This window comes from Shewanella sp. MEBiC00475 (genome assembly GCF_005234075.1).
Classification (GTDB): Bacteria; Pseudomonadota; Gammaproteobacteria; order Enterobacterales; family Shewanellaceae; genus Shewanella; species Shewanella polaris.
In genome coordinates this window covers 1,990,443-2,007,082 of the sequence record NZ_CP039928.1, presented here as the reverse complement: position 1 = coordinate 2,007,082, position 16,640 = coordinate 1,990,443, and the positions used below count along the sequence as shown (strand labels likewise).

Genomic DNA, 16,640 nt, shown 5'->3' with positions numbered 1-16,640 from the left:
ATCAGACAATGTTTGAGATCATGGACACTCATTCAGACGAAGCGGTGATTAAAGTCATCGGCGTCGGTGGCGGCGGCGGAAATGCTGTCGAACATATGGTAAAACACAGCATCGAAGGTGTTGAATTTATCGTCACAAATACAGATGCACAAGCATTACGTAAATCAAGCGCAGGTTCAACTATCCAGCTTGGCCGTGATGTGACCAAAGGTCTTGGTGCTGGCGCAAACCCAGATGTGGGCCGTCAAGCAGCAGAAGAAGACCGTGAGAATATTCGTGCAGCAATAAAGGGATCTGACATGATCTTTATCGCTGCCGGTATGGGTGGTGGTACCGGTACAGGTGCAGCTCCTGTCGTGGCAGAAATAGCTCGTGAAGAAGGTATTCTTACCGTTGCTGTTGTAACTAAGCCGTTTCCATTTGAAGGCAAAAAACGCATGGCATACGCAGAGATTGGTATCGCTGAGCTAGCAAAGCATGTGGATTCGTTAATTACTATTCCCAACGAAAAATTATTGAAAGTACTTGGCCGCGGAACATCATTGCTTGATGCCTTTGCAGCAGCCAACAATGTATTACTAGGTGCTGTGCAAGGTATTGCTGAGCTAATTACTCGCCCAGGTCTTATCAACGTCGATTTCGCCGACGTGAAAACCGTTATGTCTGAAATGGGTAATGCCATGATGGGTACCGGAGTCGCTCGTGGTGATGATCGCGCTGAAGAAGCGGCAGAAGCTGCTGTTGCCAGCCCATTACTTGAAGATATCGATTTAGCGGGTGCTCGTGGTGTGTTAGTGAACATTACTGCAGGTATGGATATCACTATTGAAGAGCTTGAAACAGTGGGTAACCACGTTAAAGCTTATGCATCAGATAACGCAACCGTTGTAGTGGGTGCAGTTATTGATCCAGAAATGAGTGATGAATTACGTGTAACTGTTGTTGCTACAGGTATTGGTGCCGAGAAAAAGCCAGACATCCAATTAGTGTCTAAGCCTGTTGCTCGTCCTGAACCCGCGGTAATAGAACCTCGTCCAGAACCTGTAGATGAAGCTATTCCACAACAAAGTTATGCCGTGCCAAAAGGTAATGCTGTTCCACAGTCTCAACCTGTACAGCGTACCGATGCTGATTATCTTGATATACCAGCATTTTTGCGTAAACAAGCTGATTAATTCATAAATAAAACATATGTTTTTGCGTGACTAATGAGTGTGATGTGCTGAAGGGTTATTTTGTAAATTAGGTTTGCAGGTTACTATGTGTTGGGCAATTTTTTTGTCAAAAGTCAAACTTATGGTAGAATGCTAAACCAGTTATGCATGATAGCCTAAGGCTGTCAAAGTAACTATTTGTTTAATATTGATATTTATGGGCTACTGAATGATTTTTCAAAGAACTGTTCAAAAAATGGTGAAGAGCACTGGGGTCGGATTGCATTCTGGCAACAAGGTGACTCTGTGCATTAAGCCCGCACCAGTAAATACAGGGATTGTACTTAAGCGTACCGATCTTAGCCCCGCTGTGTCTATTCCAGCAAAGGCTGATATGGTTCGTGAAACCACAATGTGTACCGCCCTAGTAAATGATGCTGGTATTAGAATTTCAACGATTGAGCATTTGTTTGCAGCTCTTGCCGGCTTAGGCATCGATAATGCTATTATCGAAGTTGATGCACCAGAAATCCCGATTATGGATGGTAGTGCAAGTCCATTTGTGTTCTTACTGCAAAGTGCAGGAATTAAAGAACAAGCTGCAGCGAAAAAATACCTGAAAATTACCAAATCTGTGCGTGTTGAAGATGGCGATAAATGGGCAGAGTTAAAACCGTTTAAAGGTTTTAGAGTTGATTTTAGAATTGACTTTGATCACCCAGAAATAGCTCGTAGTCAACAACACATGGTGATGGACTTTTCGACCTCAGCGTTTGTAAAAGACATTAGTCGTGCCAGAACATTTGGTTTTATGCGTGATATTGAATACCTACGTGCTAATAATCTCGCACTAGGTGGCAGCATGGAAAATGCCGTTGTGCTTGACGAATATCGTGTATTAAACCCTGATGGTCTGCGTTATGAAGACGAATTCGTAAAGCATAAAATTCTCGATGCATTTGGTGACTTATATGTTGCTGGTCATGCGATAGTCGGTGAGTTTTCAGCTTACAAAACTGGTCATGCATTAAATAATCAACTTGTACGCGCATTGCTTGCGCAACAAGATGCATGGGAGCTAGTGAGTTTTGACAAAGAGGCTGATGCACCTGTCAGCTTCATGGTTCCGGGTGCGTTAGCGCACGCGTAACCGGTTAAGATTGCCTATTACGGCTGGCTAATGCAGCCAGCCGTTTTAGTTTTTCACCTAAAGAACCATCGACATGTTCTGCTAATGCTTCAATATGTTGAGCTGCAGTAGTGCTGATCACATTTTGGTTAAGTTGAGATTGTGGTTTCATTAAAGCAAGTCCAGGATTGACTTTCACCTCAATAGCGGTAAGCATCGGAAGTGTATCAGTTTGAAGTTGTTTTAATAACTTCTGCTTTTGAAAGTTTATTCTCGCAGCCCATGCTGCAGAGGTCGTTTCAATAACAAGAACACCCTGGCGGAGATTAGCGACTTTTAGCTGCTCTGCCACAGGACCATTTAATGTCTGTTTTACATAACGATTCAGGTTATTGAGTAGTTCTGCTTTCTCGGCCAGTTCAGGTAGTCTCCCAGACACATGGACTAAATTGCTGAGATCTTGAGGGGGCTTTTTCATATGATAATAAGATGGCTGAATTAGGCTATGAGTGTAACAGTTTTTATCCAAGGTCGAAATGGTGTAACGCGCTGGCAACCTAGTAAGCGTTGGTTACTCCTACCTATTATTCTAATGGCTACTGGCACAGGAATATATCAATACAGCACTGAGCGTTTTGCTAACCAACAAGCGAAAGTTGATCAAAATAAACAACTGCGCCAACAGCAAAAACAACAAGTGCTCGAACTCAAAACGGCAACTGAAATCCAGTTATCTACCTTGGTTGCACATGTGGCCAAGATGCAAGCCAAAATCACCCGACTTGAAGCCCTTGGGCAGCAAGTAGCGCAAAATAACCTCCTTGATGATCAATTTGATTTCTCTACAGAAGTTGGGATCGGTGGTTTAAGCGAAATAGGCAGTGGTGTCGAATTAAGTCAGCTTATTGATGACATGAATAAGCTAGCATCTAGAATTGATAATAATAATGTTCAGCTATCACTACTTGAAACAGTAGCATCTAATCTCCATATAGATGAAGAGCGTTATATATCAGGGCGACCAATCGATAAAGGTTGGTTATCTTCGCCCTATGGTTTACGAAATGACCCTTTTAGCGGCCGGCGAACAATGCATAAAGGTATTGATTTTGCGGGTAAAGAAGGGGCAGATGTTACTACGACTGCAGCAGGTGTAGTAACATGGTCAGGAAGCATGCTTGGATATGGTGAGTTAGTCGAAATAGACCATGGTAATGGTCTTCGCACTCGCTATGGCCATAATAAATCTCTGTCAGTAAACGTAGGTGACGTCGTTGCCAAAGGCGATAAAATTGCCAGTATGGGAAGCACAGGCCGCTCAACCGGCCCCCATGTGCATTACGAAGTGTTGCGCGGTAAACAACAAATAGATCCACAGAAATACGTTTACCGCAAAGCAAGTTAATAATATTAACGGTTAATGCGCTCAATTGAGCCAAACCTACAACAGATAAGTGATTAAGATGTTAGGCAAACTACTGACAAAAGTATTCGGAAGTCGCAACGACCGCACCCTGAAAAGTCTTGGAAAAATTGTTACTCAAATTAATGCATTAGAAGCTGATTACGAAAAACTTTCTGATGAAGAACTTAAAGCGAAAACCGCTGAGTTCCATAACCGTTTAGAAAATGGTGAAACGTTAGATAGCATCATGGCTGAGGCATTTGCCGTGGTTCGTGAAGCTTCAAAGCGCGTGTTCGATATGCGTCCCTTTGATGTCCAACTTCTTGGTGGCATGGTATTAGACAGTAATCGTATTGCGGAAATGCGAACCGGTGAAGGTAAAACGCTTACTGCAACGTTACCAGCATATCTTAACGGGATAACAGGTAAAGGTGTTCACGTCATTACTGTGAACGATTACTTAGCAACGCGTGATGCTGAAAATAACCGTCCATTGTTTGAATTTTTAGGCTTAAGTGTCGGTATTAATATCGCTGGTATTGGTCAAATCGAAAAGAAAGCAGCCTATGAGGCTGATATTACTTACGGTACCAATAATGAATTTGGTTTCGACTACCTTCGTGACAATATGGCATTTTCTCCACAAGAACGTGTTCAGAGACCATTACACTACGCACTTATTGATGAAGTCGATTCAATTTTAATTGATGAAGCCCGAACACCGTTGATTATCTCAGGTGCGGCTGAAGACAGCTCCGAGTTGTACGCTAAAATTAATTTATTAATCCCAAGTCTAATCCGCCAAGATAAAGAAGACACAGAAGACTATATTGGCGAAGGTGATTACAGTATTGATGAAAAGGGTAAACAAGTTAATTTAACTGAACGTGGTCAAGAGAAGGTTGAAGTGCTTTTAATAGAAAAAGGCATGTTAGACGAAGGTGACTCGCTTTATTCAGCTACGAATATTTCATTATTGCACCATGTTCATGCCGCACTTCGTGCCCATACCTTGTTTGAAAAAGATATCGATTATATTGTTCAAGATGATGAAGTTATTATCGTCGATGAACATACAGGTCGTACTATGCCTGGTCGTCGTTGGTCAGAAGGTTTACATCAAGCGGTAGAAGCGAAAGAAGGTGTTAAAATCCAGAATGAAAATCAAACTCTGGCTTCTATCACTTTTCAAAACTATTTCCGTCAGTACCAAAAACTTGCGGGCATGACTGGTACTGCAGATACGGAAGCATTTGAATTTCAACATATCTATGGTTTAGATACCGTTGTTGTTCCTACAAACCGTCCAATGGTGCGTAATGATATGGCTGATTTAGTCTATCTTACTGCCCCAGAAAAATACGCCGCCATTATTAAAGATATAGAAGGTTGCCGCGAACGAGGTCAACCTGTACTTGTTGGTACCGTATCAATTGAGCAATCTGAGATTTTAGCTGAATTACTTAAAAAATCTAAAATTCCACACAATGTACTGAATGCCAAATTCCACGAAAGAGAAGCGGAAATTATTGCTCAGGCAGGCCGTGTCGGTGCAGTAACAATTGCAACCAACATGGCAGGGCGAGGTACAGATATTGTACTCGGTGGTAATTGGAAAGTTGACATTGAAGCGCTAGTCAATCCAACCGATGAACAAATTGCTAAAATTCGTGCTGATTGGCAAATTCAGCATGACAAAGTGCTAGAGGCTGGTGGTTTACATATCTTGGGTACTGAACGTCATGAATCTCGTCGTATCGATAATCAGTTACGTGGTCGTGCTGGTCGTCAAGGGGATGCCGGTTCTTCGCGCTTTTATCTGTCTATGGAAGATAGCTTAATGCGTATTTTCGCATCAGACCGTGTATCAGGGATGATGAAAAAGTTAGGAATGGAGCACGGTGAAGCTATCGAACATCCTTGGGTCTCTCGTGCAATTGAAAATGCCCAACGTAAAGTAGAAGCTCGAAACTTTGATATTCGTAAGCAATTACTTGAATACGATGATGTTGCAAATGACCAACGTCAAGTTGTCTATGCGCAGCGTAACGAGTTAATGGATGCTGAAAGCATTAAAGAAACTATCCAAAATATCGAACAAGATGTTATCAGCGGAATTGTAGAGCAATATATTCCACCGCAATCAATTGAAGAGCTCTGGGATATCCCAGGACTTGAACAACGTCTTGGTAATGAGTTTAATTTAAAGCTAACGATTCAAGAATGGTTAGATAAAGAAGAAGACTTACATGAAGAGACACTTCGTGAACGTATTGTTACGTCATGGAGTGATGCATATAAAGCTAAAGAAGAAATGGTTGGTGAACAAGTTTTACGCCAATTCGAAAAAGCGGTAATGCTACAAACATTAGATGGACTATGGAAAGAACATTTAGCGGCTATGGATCATTTGCGTCAAGGTATTCATTTACGGGGCTATGCACAAAAAAATCCGAAGCAAGAGTACAAGCGTGAATCGTTTGAGTTATTTCAACAATTGCTTGAAACACTCAAAAATGACGTGATAAGTGTACTCTCTAAAGTACAAGTTCAAGCACAGTCAGATGTAGACGAAATGGAACAACGTCGCCGTGAAGAAGAAGCAAAGATCCAGCTTGCTTATCAACACGCATCATCAGAAGCATTAAGTAATAATGATGAGCAGTCAGTTGAGGCTCCTCAGACCGTGATCCGCGAAGGGGAAAAGATAGGACGTAATGATCCTTGTCCCTGTGGTTCTGGTCAAAAATATAAGCAATGCCATGGTAAACTGAAATAACGTTTAGTTAACGATAGATATGACGTAAAAAAGGTAGCGATTAATCGCTACCTTTTTTATTTTTGATAACTCAAAACTGACTGATAAATTTACTATTGTGGATAACTTTGGGGGTAAATAGTGTGTATTCTGTTGTTAACTAGCGAAAAGCATAAAAGATCATAAAAAGATCATTTTTCTGAACAAAATCACTTGCACTAAATCTTCAGCTGCCTATAATGCGCATCCACTGACACGGCATACAGCGAAAGCAAAACCGGTTAGTGTTATTAACAACTACTTAGTAGTGTTGATAACAGGCAAAAAGAAGTTTGAAAAAACACTTGACGCCATAAAGGGAATGCGTAAAATACGCACCCCTGACCTACTTAAACGGTCAACGCTCTTTAACAATTTATCAAGTAATCTGTGTGGACATTCACAGGTATTGAGTTATTCGAAATTGTCTTCTGTTCTTCGGAATGTTGGCAATCAAAAATTTCAACTCAATGCAACGATGAATGTTCATAGTAATATGTAACAAGCATTTTATAGATTCTTCCGAGTTTATAAGGTGTAAATCAGAATTCATTGAGCCGAGATATTCCTAACAGAATATTTCAAAAAACTTTAATTGAAGAGTTTGATCATGGCTCAGATTGAACGCTGGCGGCAGGCCTAACACATGCAAGTCGAGCGGTAACAGAGAGGAAGCTTGCTTTCTTTGCTGACGAGCGGCGGACGGGTGAGTAATACCTAGGGATCTGCCCAGTCGAGGGGGATAACAGTTGGAAACGACTGCTAATACCGCATACGCCCTACGGGGGAAAGGAGGGGACCTTCGGGCCTTTCGCGATTGGATGAACCTAGGTGGGATTAGCTAGTTGGTGAGGTAATGGCTCACCAAGGCGACGATCCCTAGCTGTTCTGAGAGGATGATCAGCCACACTGGGACTGAGACACGGCCCAGACTCCTACGGGAGGCAGCAGTGGGGAATATTGCACAATGGGGGAAACCCTGATGCAGCCATGCCGCGTGTGTGAAGAAGGCCTTCGGGTTGTAAAGCACTTTCAGTAGGGAGGAAAGGTAGCGTGTTAATAGCACGCTGCTGTGACGTTACCTACAGAAGAAGGACCGGCTAACTTCGTGCCAGCAGCCGCGGTAATACGAGGGGTCCGAGCGTTAATCGGAATTACTGGGCGTAAAGCGTACGCAGGCGGTTCATTAAGCTAGATGTGAAATCCCCGGGCTCAACCTGGGAATTGCATTTAGAACTGGTGAACTAGAGTCTTGTAGAGGGGGGTAGAATTTCAGGTGTAGCGGTGAAATGCGTAGAGATCTGAAGGAATACCGGTGGCGAAGGCGGCCCCCTGGACAAAGACTGACGCTCATGTACGAAAGCGTGGGGAGCAAACAGGATTAGATACCCTGGTAGTCCACGCCGTAAACGATGTCTACTCGGAGTTTGGTGACTTAGTCACTGGGCTCCCAAGCTAACGCATTAAGTAGACCGCCTGGGGAGTACGGCCGCAAGGTTAAAACTCAAATGAATTGACGGGGGCCCGCACAAGCGGTGGAGCATGTGGTTTAATTCGATGCAACGCGAAGAACCTTACCTACTCTTGACATCCACAGAAGCCGGAAGAGATTCTGGTGTGCCTTCGGGAACTGTGAGACAGGTGCTGCATGGCTGTCGTCAGCTCGTGTTGTGAAATGTTGGGTTAAGTCCCGCAACGAGCGCAACCCCTATCCTTATTTGCCAGCACGTAATGGTGGGAACTCTAGGGAGACTGCCGGTGATAAACCGGAGGAAGGTGGGGACGACGTCAAGTCATCATGGCCCTTACGAGTAGGGCTACACACGTGCTACAATGGCGTATACAGAGGGTTGCAAAGCCGCGAGGTGGAGCTAATCTCACAAAGTACGTCGTAGTCCGGATTGGAGTCTGCAACTCGACTCCATGAAGTCGGAATCGCTAGTAATCGTAGATCAGAATGCTACGGTGAATACGTTCCCGGGCCTTGTACACACCGCCCGTCACACCATGGGAGTGGGCTGCAAAAGAAGTGGGTAGTTTAACCTTCGGGAGAACGCTCACCACTTTGTGGTTCATGACTGGGGTGAAGTCGTAACAAGGTAGCCCTAGGGGAACCTGGGGCTGGATCACCTCCTTACCTATACGACTAACTCAATACCTAAAAGTGCAGCAATGCATGTGAGTGTTCACACAGATTACTTGATAGAAAGAAAGAGAAATTACGTTGGGTCTGTAGCTCAGCTGGTTAGAGCGCACCCCTGATAAGGGTGAGGTCGGTGGTTCAAGTCCACTCTGACCCACCAATCTTTCCTACTCTGCGTGGGTTAATCACTCGTTTAGTGTACTAAACGTCATGATAAACCGCCTTGATTAGAAACGATTGGCAAGCCAAATCTTTTTTGGTAAGACCTTCTTAGAAGGTAAACGTAAAATCTCACTGCATGTAAATGGGGCTATAGCTCAGCTGGGAGAGCGCCTGCCTTGCACGCAGGAGGTCTGCGGTTCGATCCCGCATAGCTCCACCATTTACACTTATCATGATGATAAGCATATGCATAGGTTAGAGATGCCAAAGATAAATGAAATTTTATCTTTGGCTTTTTTAAGCCCGCTCTTTAACAATTTGGAAAGCTGATAGTACTAACTAAAGGCGCATTGATGACGATTCGTTGTTGTTGATGTGATTACGTTAGTGCGAAAAATAATACTGATGCGAAAGCATCAGTATCTTGAGTTCTCAAAACACTGTTTAAGTGTCTTGAATATTCTAAAAACTAAGGCGAGTCCACTTCCTACCCTGGAGGTGAGACAAGTAAAAACCAGCTAGTTGCGATATAACGCAGGTGGTTCACGCAAGTGAAACTCATTTGGGTTGTATGGTTAAGTGACTAAGCGTATACGGTGGATGCCTTGGCAGTCAGAGGCGATGAAGGACGTAATAACTTGCGAAAAGCGTTGGCGAGCTAGTAATAAGCATTTGAGCTAACGATATCCGAATGGGGAAACCCAGCAGCATAAGCTGTTATCACTACATGAATACATAGTGTAGTGAGGCAAACCCGGGGAACTGAAACATCTAAGTACCCGGAGGAAAAGAAATCAACCGAGATTCCCCTAGTAGCGGCGAGCGAACGGGGATTAGCCCTTAAGTCTATGGGGTGTTAGTGGAATGTGTTGGAAAGCACAGCGGCACAGGGTGATAGCCCCGTACATGAAAACTAACCATAGATGAAAACGAGTAAGGCGGGACACGTGACATCCTGTTTGAATATGGGGGGACCATCCTCCAAGGCTAAATACTCCTGACTGACCGATAGTGAACCAGTACCGTGAGGGAAAGGCGAAAAGAACCCCTGTGAGGGGAGTGAAATAGAACCTGAAACCGTGTACGTACAAGCAGTGGGAGCGGTTCTTGAGACCGTGACTGCGTACCTTTTGTATAATGGGTCAGCGACTTACGTTTTGTAGCGAGGTTAAGCGAATAGCGGAGCCGTAGGGAAACCGAGTGTTAACTGCGCGTTTAGTTGCAAGGCGTAGACCCGAAACCGAGTGATCTAGCCATGGGCAGGTTGAAGGTTGAGTAACATCAACTGGAGGACCGAACCGACTTATGTTGAAAAATGAGCGGATGACTTGTGGCTGGGGGTGAAAGGCCAATCAAACTCGGAGATATCTGGTTCTCCTCGAAAGCTATTTAGGTAGCGCCTCGAGCGAATACCATTGGGGGTAGAGCACTGTTAAGGCTAGGGGGTCATCCCGACTTACCAACCCTTTGCAAACTCCGAATACCAATGAGTACTACTCGGGAGACAGACAGCGGGTGCTAACGTCCGTTGTCAAAAGGGAAACAACCCAGACCGTCAGCTAAGGTCCCAAAGTGTATGTTAAGTGGGAAACGATGTGGGAAGGCTTAGACAGCTAGGATGTTGGCTTAGAAGCAGCCATCATTTAAAGAAAGCGTAATAGCTCACTAGTCGAGTCGGCCTGCGCGGAAGATTTAACGGGGCTAAACATACCACCGAAGCTACGGGTGCATTTCATTAGAAGTGCGCGGTAGAGGAGCGTTCTGTAAGCGGTTGAAGGTGAAGGGGTAACCCACACTGGACGTATCAGAAGTGCGAATGCTGACATGAGTAACGATAAAGGGAGTGAAAAACTCCCTCGCCGAAAGACCAAGGGTTCCTGTCCAACGTTAATCGGGGCAGGGTGAGTCGACCCCTAAGGTGAGGCCGAAAGGCGTAATCGATGGGAAACAGATTAATATTTCTGTACTTTTGCTAACTGCGATGGAGAGACGGAGAAGGCTAGGCTAGCGCGGCGTTGGTAGTCCGCGTTTAAGGTAGTAGGCTGTATTCTTAGGCAAATCCGGGAATACGTACTTAAATGTACAGGTTGAGAGCTGATGACGAGTCACTAAGGTGATGAAGTAGTTGATGCCATGCTTCCAGGAAAATCTTCTAAGCTTCAGGTTAGTAGAAATCGTACCCCAAACCGACACAGGTGGTCGGGTAGAGAATACCAAGGCGCTTGAGAGAACTCGGCTGAAGGAACTAGGCAAAATGGTACCGTAACTTCGGGAGAAGGTACGCTGCTGTCGGTGATGGGACTTGCTCCCTAAGCTGACGGCAGTCGCAGATACCAGGTGGCTGCAACTGTTTATCAAAAACACAGTACTGTGCAAAATCGCAAGATGACGTATACGGTATGACGCCTGCCCGGTGCCGGAAGGTTAATTGATTGGGTTATCTTCGGAGAAGCTCATGATCGAAGCCCCGGTAAACGGCGGCCGTAACTATAACGGTCCTAAGGTAGCGAAATTCCTTGTCGGGTAAGTTCCGACCTGCACGAATGGCGTAATGATGGCCACGCTGTCTCCAGCCGAGACTCAGTGAAGTTGAAATTGCGGTGAAGATGCCGTATACCCGCGGCTAGACGGAAAGACCCCGTGAACCTTTACTATAGCTTGGCACTGAACATTGAACCTACATGTGTAGGATAGGTGGGAGACTTTGAAACTTTGACGCTAGTCAGAGTGGAGTCAATCTTGAAATACCACCCTTGTAGTTTTGATGTTCTAACCGCGGCCCCTTATCGGGGTTCGGGACAGTGCCTGGTGGGTAGTTTGACTGGGGCGGTCTCCTCCCAAAGAGTAACGGAGGAGCACGAAGGTTGGCTAAGTACGGTCGGACATCGTACGGTTAGTGCAATGGCATAAGCCAGCTTAACTGCGAGACATACACGTCGAGCAGGTACGAAAGTAGGTCATAGTGATCCGGTGGTTCTGAATGGAAGGGCCATCGCTCAACGGATAAAAGGTACTCCGGGGATAACAGGCTGATACCGCCCAAGAGTTCATATCGACGGCGGTGTTTGGCACCTCGATGTCGGCTCATCACATCCTGGGGCTGAAGTCGGTCCCAAGGGTATGGCTGTTCGCCATTTAAAGTGGTACGCGAGCTGGGTTCAGAACGTCGTGAGACAGTTCGGTCCCTATCTGCCGTGGGCGTTGGATGATTGAAGGAAGCTGCTCCTAGTACGAGAGGACCGGAGTGGACGAACCGCTGGTGTTCGGGTTGTTATGCCAATAGCATTGCCCGGTAGCTACGTTCGGAATCGATAACCGCTGAAAGCATCTAAGCGGGAAGCGAGTCCTAAGATGAGTCATCCCTAGAGCTTTAAGCTCTCTAAAGGGCCGTAGGAGACTACTACGTTGATAGGCAAGGTGTGTAAGCGTTGTGAGGCGTTGAGCTAACTTGTACTAATGACCCGTGAGGCTTAACCATACAACCCAGATGGGTTTTACTGACCTTAGTGTTAGAATAGAGCGCTTAAGCAGTGCGAGACCTCAAGTAAGCTTTAATAAAGCATAATCAGCTTTTCGAATTATTATTTAATGCATTAAGAAAAATGCGTTAGATAAGCAAAATTTGTCTGGAAACCATAGAGCTGTGGCACCACCTGATCCCATTCCGAACTCAGAAGTGAAACACAGTATCGCCGATGGTAGTGTGGGGTCTCCCCATGTGAGAGTAGGTCATTTCCAGGCGCCTAATAAGCTCAAAGCAATACGAGTTTGCTGATATGGCTCAGTCGGTAGAGCGCATCCTTGGTAAGGATGAGGTCCCCAGTTCGATTCTGGGTATCAGCACCATGAATAAACTAGTGTATGTCCTAGAAAAATTTGTCTGGAAACCAAAGAGCTGTGGCACCACCTGATCCCATTCCGAACTCAGAAGTGAAACACAGTATCGCCGATGGTAGTGTGGGGTCTCCCCATGTGAGAGTAGGTCATTTCCAGGCGCCTAATTGACTTGAAAGAGTCGTGAAATAGCCCGCTATTGTATAGCGGGTTTTTTTACGTCTGTAATTTGATGCCTCTCAATGTAAAATATTAAATAGCGCACAATAGTTTCTAGAATTTTTGGATGACAACGCTTTGATGTTTTATGATAAACCTCTGTGGCTTAAAAATTTTAATTGATCTTAATAATGTTGGATTATCGTAACTTTATAAACACATAACTAGAACAGCATTTTTGTCACACCAATGTCATTATCAGCCTTTATTATAACTGCGTCTGAACAAGTATGTAGCATGGAATGGTTTATATTATTGTTAACCATTATTTTTACTGTGTTATCTCCCATATTATTTACAGCCTTACTCTCACTCCGTAAGGCTTTTTTTTGCCCACAAATTAGGTATATTGACGGTATGTAATAATATTTAGGCAAGGATCGGTCAGATGATTAAGCAATTGGTTAATAATATTTCTGGTTTGTATTTAGGTGACCAAGTGCAAATGCATAATGGAGTCAGTAGTTCTATCAATCATAAACATGCCGTTAGTCAGTTAACGGTCCAATTCGACAGTGTCCTCGGTAATGATGAGGCTGACGCTAAACATCATGGCGGCCTTGATAGAGTACTGCATCATTTCCCTAGGGAGCATTATGGTCAATATCGACGTTGGGATTTAATAACGACATTTGGTGATGCACCGTCAATGGGTGAGAATATAAGCACTGTTGGTCTTAACGAGACACAAGTGAATATCGGTGATGTGGTACAGATAGGAGATGTTACATTACAAGTCACTCAACCTCGGTCACCTTGTTTTAAGTTAAATTTACAGTTTGGTCATCCTAAGTTTGCTTTAGCTATGCAAGAAAGTCGGATGTGTGGCTGGTTTTATCGGGTTTTATCAGAAGGAGATATCTTCTTAAATAATAAAATATTATTGCTCGAAAGAAAAACAGATATCAGTGTGGCTAAAGCGATGCAGATATATTTTTCAGCGGAATTTGATATAGCGCAATATAAGATTTTACTTGATTGTGATGGGTTAGCGCAAAGTTGGGTTAATTCATTACAAAGACGGATTGACCTGCAAAGTATTGAAGATTGGGACATGCGTTTATACGGTAAGGTTAGCTAATTATAAATCGTTGTGATGCTGTGCTTAGATTTTATTTTTTATAAATAAACTGACGACAATAACTGTAACTTAATGAGATCTATTTTCAGGGTCAAGAAATGAGAGTCAAATACGGCCAGAGTTGGTGGTTATTTTCAAGCATATGCCTTTAGCAAAGTAATACCAATCTCATTAAATATCTGGTCAGTTCAGAATCACTCAGGTTTTTCAATTCAAGGCGCATTGATGTAGAAATGGTTGTTCCCTTTTAAACGATGTAACACAGAAGTGGAATACCTGAGAGACTCCATTCTGGCGGGTTTCAAAGTCCTTTATCCTTCGTTAGATGCTTTCAAAATAGAATCACTATTCGCTTCAATCATCTGCCTTGCCTACAGCACTTTGAACTCCCGATGAAAGATCACATATTTAATAGGATTGGTATAAATATACAACCCACATAGTTAATCAAATAAATTCGTTTATCCATGCTTTGACATGTAACTATGGCTTCATTCTTTTGATGCTAAGAGTGTTTTATAGGTATAAAAATGCCAATCATAAGATTGGCATTCGTCATTTTAGATATTTGATTGTCTAAATTTGTCTATTGATACTTGTAACCTTCAGCTTGTTTTTCTGAATATTCCGGCTTTTCATGCTTTTGTCCCATAGCTTCAGCAACTTCGGGTGGCATATAATTTTCATCATGCTTAGCAAGCACTTCTGTTGCTTCTAACTTACCTGACTCTACAAGTACCCCTTGGGCAACAATACCTTGGCCTTCTCTAAATAAGTCAGGCAATAAGTCATCATATGTTACGAACACAGTTCCGCCCGCTGAATCATGTACCGCAAATTCAACATGCAAACTTTCTGGATCTCGTTTCATTGAACCAATAGTTACCATGCCACCAACTCTAAGCCGTTGACCCACCTCAGGCATTACACCTGTATCATTTTTTCCGTGAGTAATTTCATACGGTGTATAGAACAAATTTAAATTTGAATTTAATGCGAACAGCAATAATGAAGCAACTGCTGCGACGCCTCCAATTAATCCAACTGCCAGCGTTAATCTTTTTTTACGTCTTGGATTCACGGTTATTACCTCTTGTTTCTTTCAAGCGTTGTTCGCGGGTTATCTTTTTAGCAATTTCAATCAGAACCTTACGTTTTTGTCTAACGCTAAGAGTGATTAAAACAGCCAAACAGCCAAACGTTACACCATAGGATAGCCAAACATAGAATGCATAACCGCCCATATCAAGAAAATCTTTGAATGAATCAAATTGCATTATTTTGCCTCCTCTACGGTTGCTAAGTCTCTCACCCATGGACGCATTCCATTTCGAGCAAGAATCTCTGTTCTATATCTAATGAGGGTAATCGCCCCGATCATTAGGCCAAATCCAGCCATGTTAATTAATAATGGGTACAACATATCACTCGACATTGTAGATTTTTCAGTAATTTTAATAGTAGATGGTTGATGTAAACTACTCCACCAATCAACAGAGTATTTTATAATAGGGATATTAATTACACCTACAATAGCAAGAATGCCAGAAGCTCTAGCGGCAAGAACTTTATCTTCGAATGATGCATAGAGTGAAATAACACCCAGATATAAAAACAACAATACTAGCTCAGATGTTAGACGTGCGTCCCATACCCACCAAGTACCCCACATCGGTTTTCCCCAAGCAGAGCCCGTGAGCAAAGCGATAAAGGTGATGATGGCACCAACAGGAGCAATTGCAGCAGCAGCCCAATCAGCAGATTTAATTTGCCACACCAAACCAACAAATGAAGCTGATGCCATCGCCATATAAGCTGCCATTGACATAGATGCTGCTGGAACATGGATATAGATTATGCGAAAGCTATCTCCTTGTTGATAATCCATAGGAGCAAACAATAACCCCCATGTTGTCCCTAAACCAATTAACGCGATTGCTAGACAGGCAAACCAAGGCAATAGAGTGCCAGATAATTTGTATGCTCGTTCTGGGTCTGCATATGTATGAAGCCATTTCCACATTAGTTTGTACTCACACGTAAAGAGGCGCCAATTGCGAAAGGTGCCAAGATTAAAGAACCGATCAACATCGCTGCAAGTATCGCAAGCTGACCATTATAAGCCATGTTAAGTCCCGCAGCATCAATTGCACTTGTGGCAAAAATCAGTACAGGTATATATAAAGGTAGAATGAGTAAGCTTAGTAACACTCCTCCTTTTCTGAGTCCAACGGTTAGTGCAACACCTATTGCACCTAGTAATGATAATATTGGTGTACCTAATGCTAGTGTTGACATTAATGCACCGTAACTATTGTCGTCTAAATGTAATAGTACTGCGAGTAATGGTGCAACTAAAATCAACGGAACGCCTGTGAGTATCCAATGCGCAAGTACTTTTGCTAATACCATTAATGCTAATGGTTGTGGGCTCAGAAGCATTTGCTCTAAGCTGCCATCATTGTAATCCGCTTTGAATAATCGCTCTAACGACAACATTGAAGCTAATAACGCCGCTACCCAAATTATCCCTGGTGCTACTCTAGTTAACACTTGAGGTTCTGGTCCAATTCCTAAAGGGAAAAGAGTGACTACTAGAATAAAAAATAACAGTGGGTTAAAAATATCACCACGATGTCGGATTGCAATTCTTAAGTCACGTTGCAAAAGCGTCATGAATGCGTTGGTGTAACTGATTCCTCGTTTCATTCAAATA

Annotated in this window: 10 protein-coding genes, 3 tRNA genes and 4 rRNA genes; 12 read left to right on the top strand and 5 right to left on the bottom strand. The window is 43.4% G+C overall.

Going from position 1 to position 16,640, the window contains the following annotated elements:
• The first annotated feature begins 8 nt into the window (after positions 1–8).
• Both ftsZ and lpxC read left to right on the top strand, forming a co-directional pair.
• Positions 9–1,175, top strand: coding sequence for a cell division protein FtsZ (gene ftsZ / locus FCN25_RS08850; RefSeq protein WP_137223883.1), 1,167 nt, complete (start codon positions 9–11; stop codon positions 1,173–1,175).
• Between the two features lie 208 nt (positions 1,176–1,383).
• Complete coding sequence (lpxC, locus tag FCN25_RS08845) at positions 1,384–2,304, top strand: UDP-3-O-acyl-N-acetylglucosamine deacetylase (protein WP_137223881.1); 921 nt, start codon at positions 1,384–1,386, stop codon at positions 2,302–2,304.
• Positions 2,305–2,308: 4 nt separating this feature from the next.
• Here the strand turns inward: lpxC and FCN25_RS08840 are convergent, their stop codons facing one another.
• Positions 2,309–2,761, bottom strand: coding sequence for a DUF721 domain-containing protein (locus FCN25_RS08840; RefSeq protein ID WP_137223879.1), 453 nt, complete (start codon positions 2,759–2,761; stop codon positions 2,309–2,311).
• A 27-nt stretch (positions 2,762–2,788) separates the two neighbouring features.
• On the opposite strand from FCN25_RS08840, the gene FCN25_RS08835 reads away from it, so the two are divergent.
• The 10 genes from FCN25_RS08835 to FCN25_RS08790 all read left to right on the top strand — a co-directional run bounded on the left by FCN25_RS08835 (position 2,789) and on the right by FCN25_RS08790 (position 13,924).
• Complete coding sequence (locus tag FCN25_RS08835) at positions 2,789–3,688, top strand: M23 family metallopeptidase (protein ID WP_137223877.1); 900 nt, start codon at positions 2,789–2,791, stop codon at positions 3,686–3,688.
• Between the two features lie 58 nt (positions 3,689–3,746).
• Positions 3,747–6,467, top strand: coding sequence for a preprotein translocase subunit SecA (secA, locus tag FCN25_RS08830; RefSeq protein ID WP_137223875.1), 2,721 nt, complete (start codon positions 3,747–3,749; stop codon positions 6,465–6,467).
• 610 nt (positions 6,468–7,077) lie between these two features.
• A 16S ribosomal RNA gene (locus FCN25_RS08825) occupies positions 7,078–8,622 on the top strand.
• Positions 8,623–8,711: 89 nt separating this feature from the next.
• Positions 8,712–8,788 (top strand) — tRNA-Ile (locus FCN25_RS08820).
• 146 nt (positions 8,789–8,934) lie between these two features.
• Positions 8,935–9,010: transfer RNA gene (locus FCN25_RS08815), tRNA-Ala, on the top strand.
• Between the two features lie 353 nt (positions 9,011–9,363).
• A 23S ribosomal RNA gene (locus tag FCN25_RS08810) occupies positions 9,364–12,268 on the top strand.
• A gap of 147 nt (positions 12,269–12,415) precedes the next feature.
• A 5S ribosomal RNA gene (rrf, locus tag FCN25_RS08805) occupies positions 12,416–12,531 on the top strand.
• A gap of 29 nt (positions 12,532–12,560) precedes the next feature.
• Positions 12,561–12,636 (top strand) — tRNA-Thr (locus FCN25_RS08800).
• A 33-nt stretch (positions 12,637–12,669) separates the two neighbouring features.
• A 5S ribosomal RNA gene (gene rrf, locus FCN25_RS08795) occupies positions 12,670–12,785 on the top strand.
• Together the 16S, 23S and 5S rRNA genes with 3 tRNA genes alongside form the textbook arrangement of a ribosomal RNA operon.
• A gap of 446 nt (positions 12,786–13,231) precedes the next feature.
• Positions 13,232–13,924: an MOSC domain-containing protein gene (locus FCN25_RS08790; RefSeq protein ID WP_137223873.1), complete on the top strand. Its 693-nt coding sequence runs from the start codon at positions 13,232–13,234 to the stop codon at positions 13,922–13,924.
• A gap of 586 nt (positions 13,925–14,510) precedes the next feature.
• Here the strand turns inward: FCN25_RS08790 and ccmE are convergent.
• Genes ccmE through ccmB form a run of 4 tightly spaced genes read right to left on the bottom strand, consistent with a single transcriptional unit; the run spans position 14,511 to position 16,633 of the window.
• Positions 14,511–15,005 carry a cytochrome c maturation protein CcmE gene (ccmE, locus tag FCN25_RS08785; protein WP_137223871.1) on the bottom strand — a complete coding sequence of 165 codons (495 nt, stop codon included), beginning with the start codon at positions 15,003–15,005 and terminating at the stop codon, positions 14,511–14,513.
• Positions 14,989–15,201, bottom strand: coding sequence for a heme exporter protein CcmD (gene ccmD / locus FCN25_RS08780; RefSeq protein WP_137223869.1), 213 nt, complete (start codon positions 15,199–15,201; stop codon positions 14,989–14,991). The genes ccmE and ccmD overlap by 17 nt, the downstream gene beginning before the upstream one ends.
• Entirely contained in the window at positions 15,201–15,947 is a 747-nt protein-coding gene (gene ccmC, locus FCN25_RS08775) for a heme ABC transporter permease CcmC (RefSeq protein WP_137223867.1), read from the bottom strand. Before ccmC ends, ccmD begins: the two co-directional genes overlap by 1 nt.
• Positions 15,947–16,633, bottom strand: coding sequence for a heme exporter protein CcmB (gene ccmB, locus FCN25_RS08770; protein ID WP_137223865.1), 687 nt, complete (start codon positions 16,631–16,633; stop codon positions 15,947–15,949). The genes ccmC and ccmB overlap by 1 nt, the downstream gene beginning before the upstream one ends.
• Between the last annotated feature and the right edge of the window lie 7 nt (positions 16,634–16,640).

Excerpts from the sequence above, each read along its gene's own strand:
- ftsZ (WP_137223883.1), top strand. The coding sequence starts at position 9 with ATGTTTGAGATCATGGACACTCATTCAGACGAAGCGGTGATTAAAGTC.
- lpxC (WP_137223881.1), top strand. The coding sequence starts at position 1,384 with ATGATTTTTCAAAGAACTGTTCAAAAAATGGTGAAGAGCACTGGGGTC.
- FCN25_RS08840 (WP_137223879.1), bottom strand. The coding sequence starts at position 2,761 with ATGAAAAAGCCCCCTCAAGATCTCAGCAATTTAGTCCATGTGTCTGGG.
- FCN25_RS08835 (WP_137223877.1), top strand. The coding sequence starts at position 2,789 with ATGAGTGTAACAGTTTTTATCCAAGGTCGAAATGGTGTAACGCGCTGG.
- secA (WP_137223875.1), top strand. The coding sequence starts at position 3,747 with ATGTTAGGCAAACTACTGACAAAAGTATTCGGAAGTCGCAACGACCGC.
- FCN25_RS08790 (WP_137223873.1), top strand. The coding sequence starts at position 13,232 with ATGATTAAGCAATTGGTTAATAATATTTCTGGTTTGTATTTAGGTGAC.
- ccmD (WP_137223869.1), bottom strand. The coding sequence starts at position 15,201 with ATGCAATTTGATTCATTCAAAGATTTTCTTGATATGGGCGGTTATGCA.
- ccmC (WP_137223867.1), bottom strand. The coding sequence starts at position 15,947 with ATGTGGAAATGGCTTCATACATATGCAGACCCAGAACGAGCATACAAA.
- ccmB (WP_137223865.1), bottom strand. The coding sequence starts at position 16,633 with ATGAAACGAGGAATCAGTTACACCAACGCATTCATGACGCTTTTGCAA.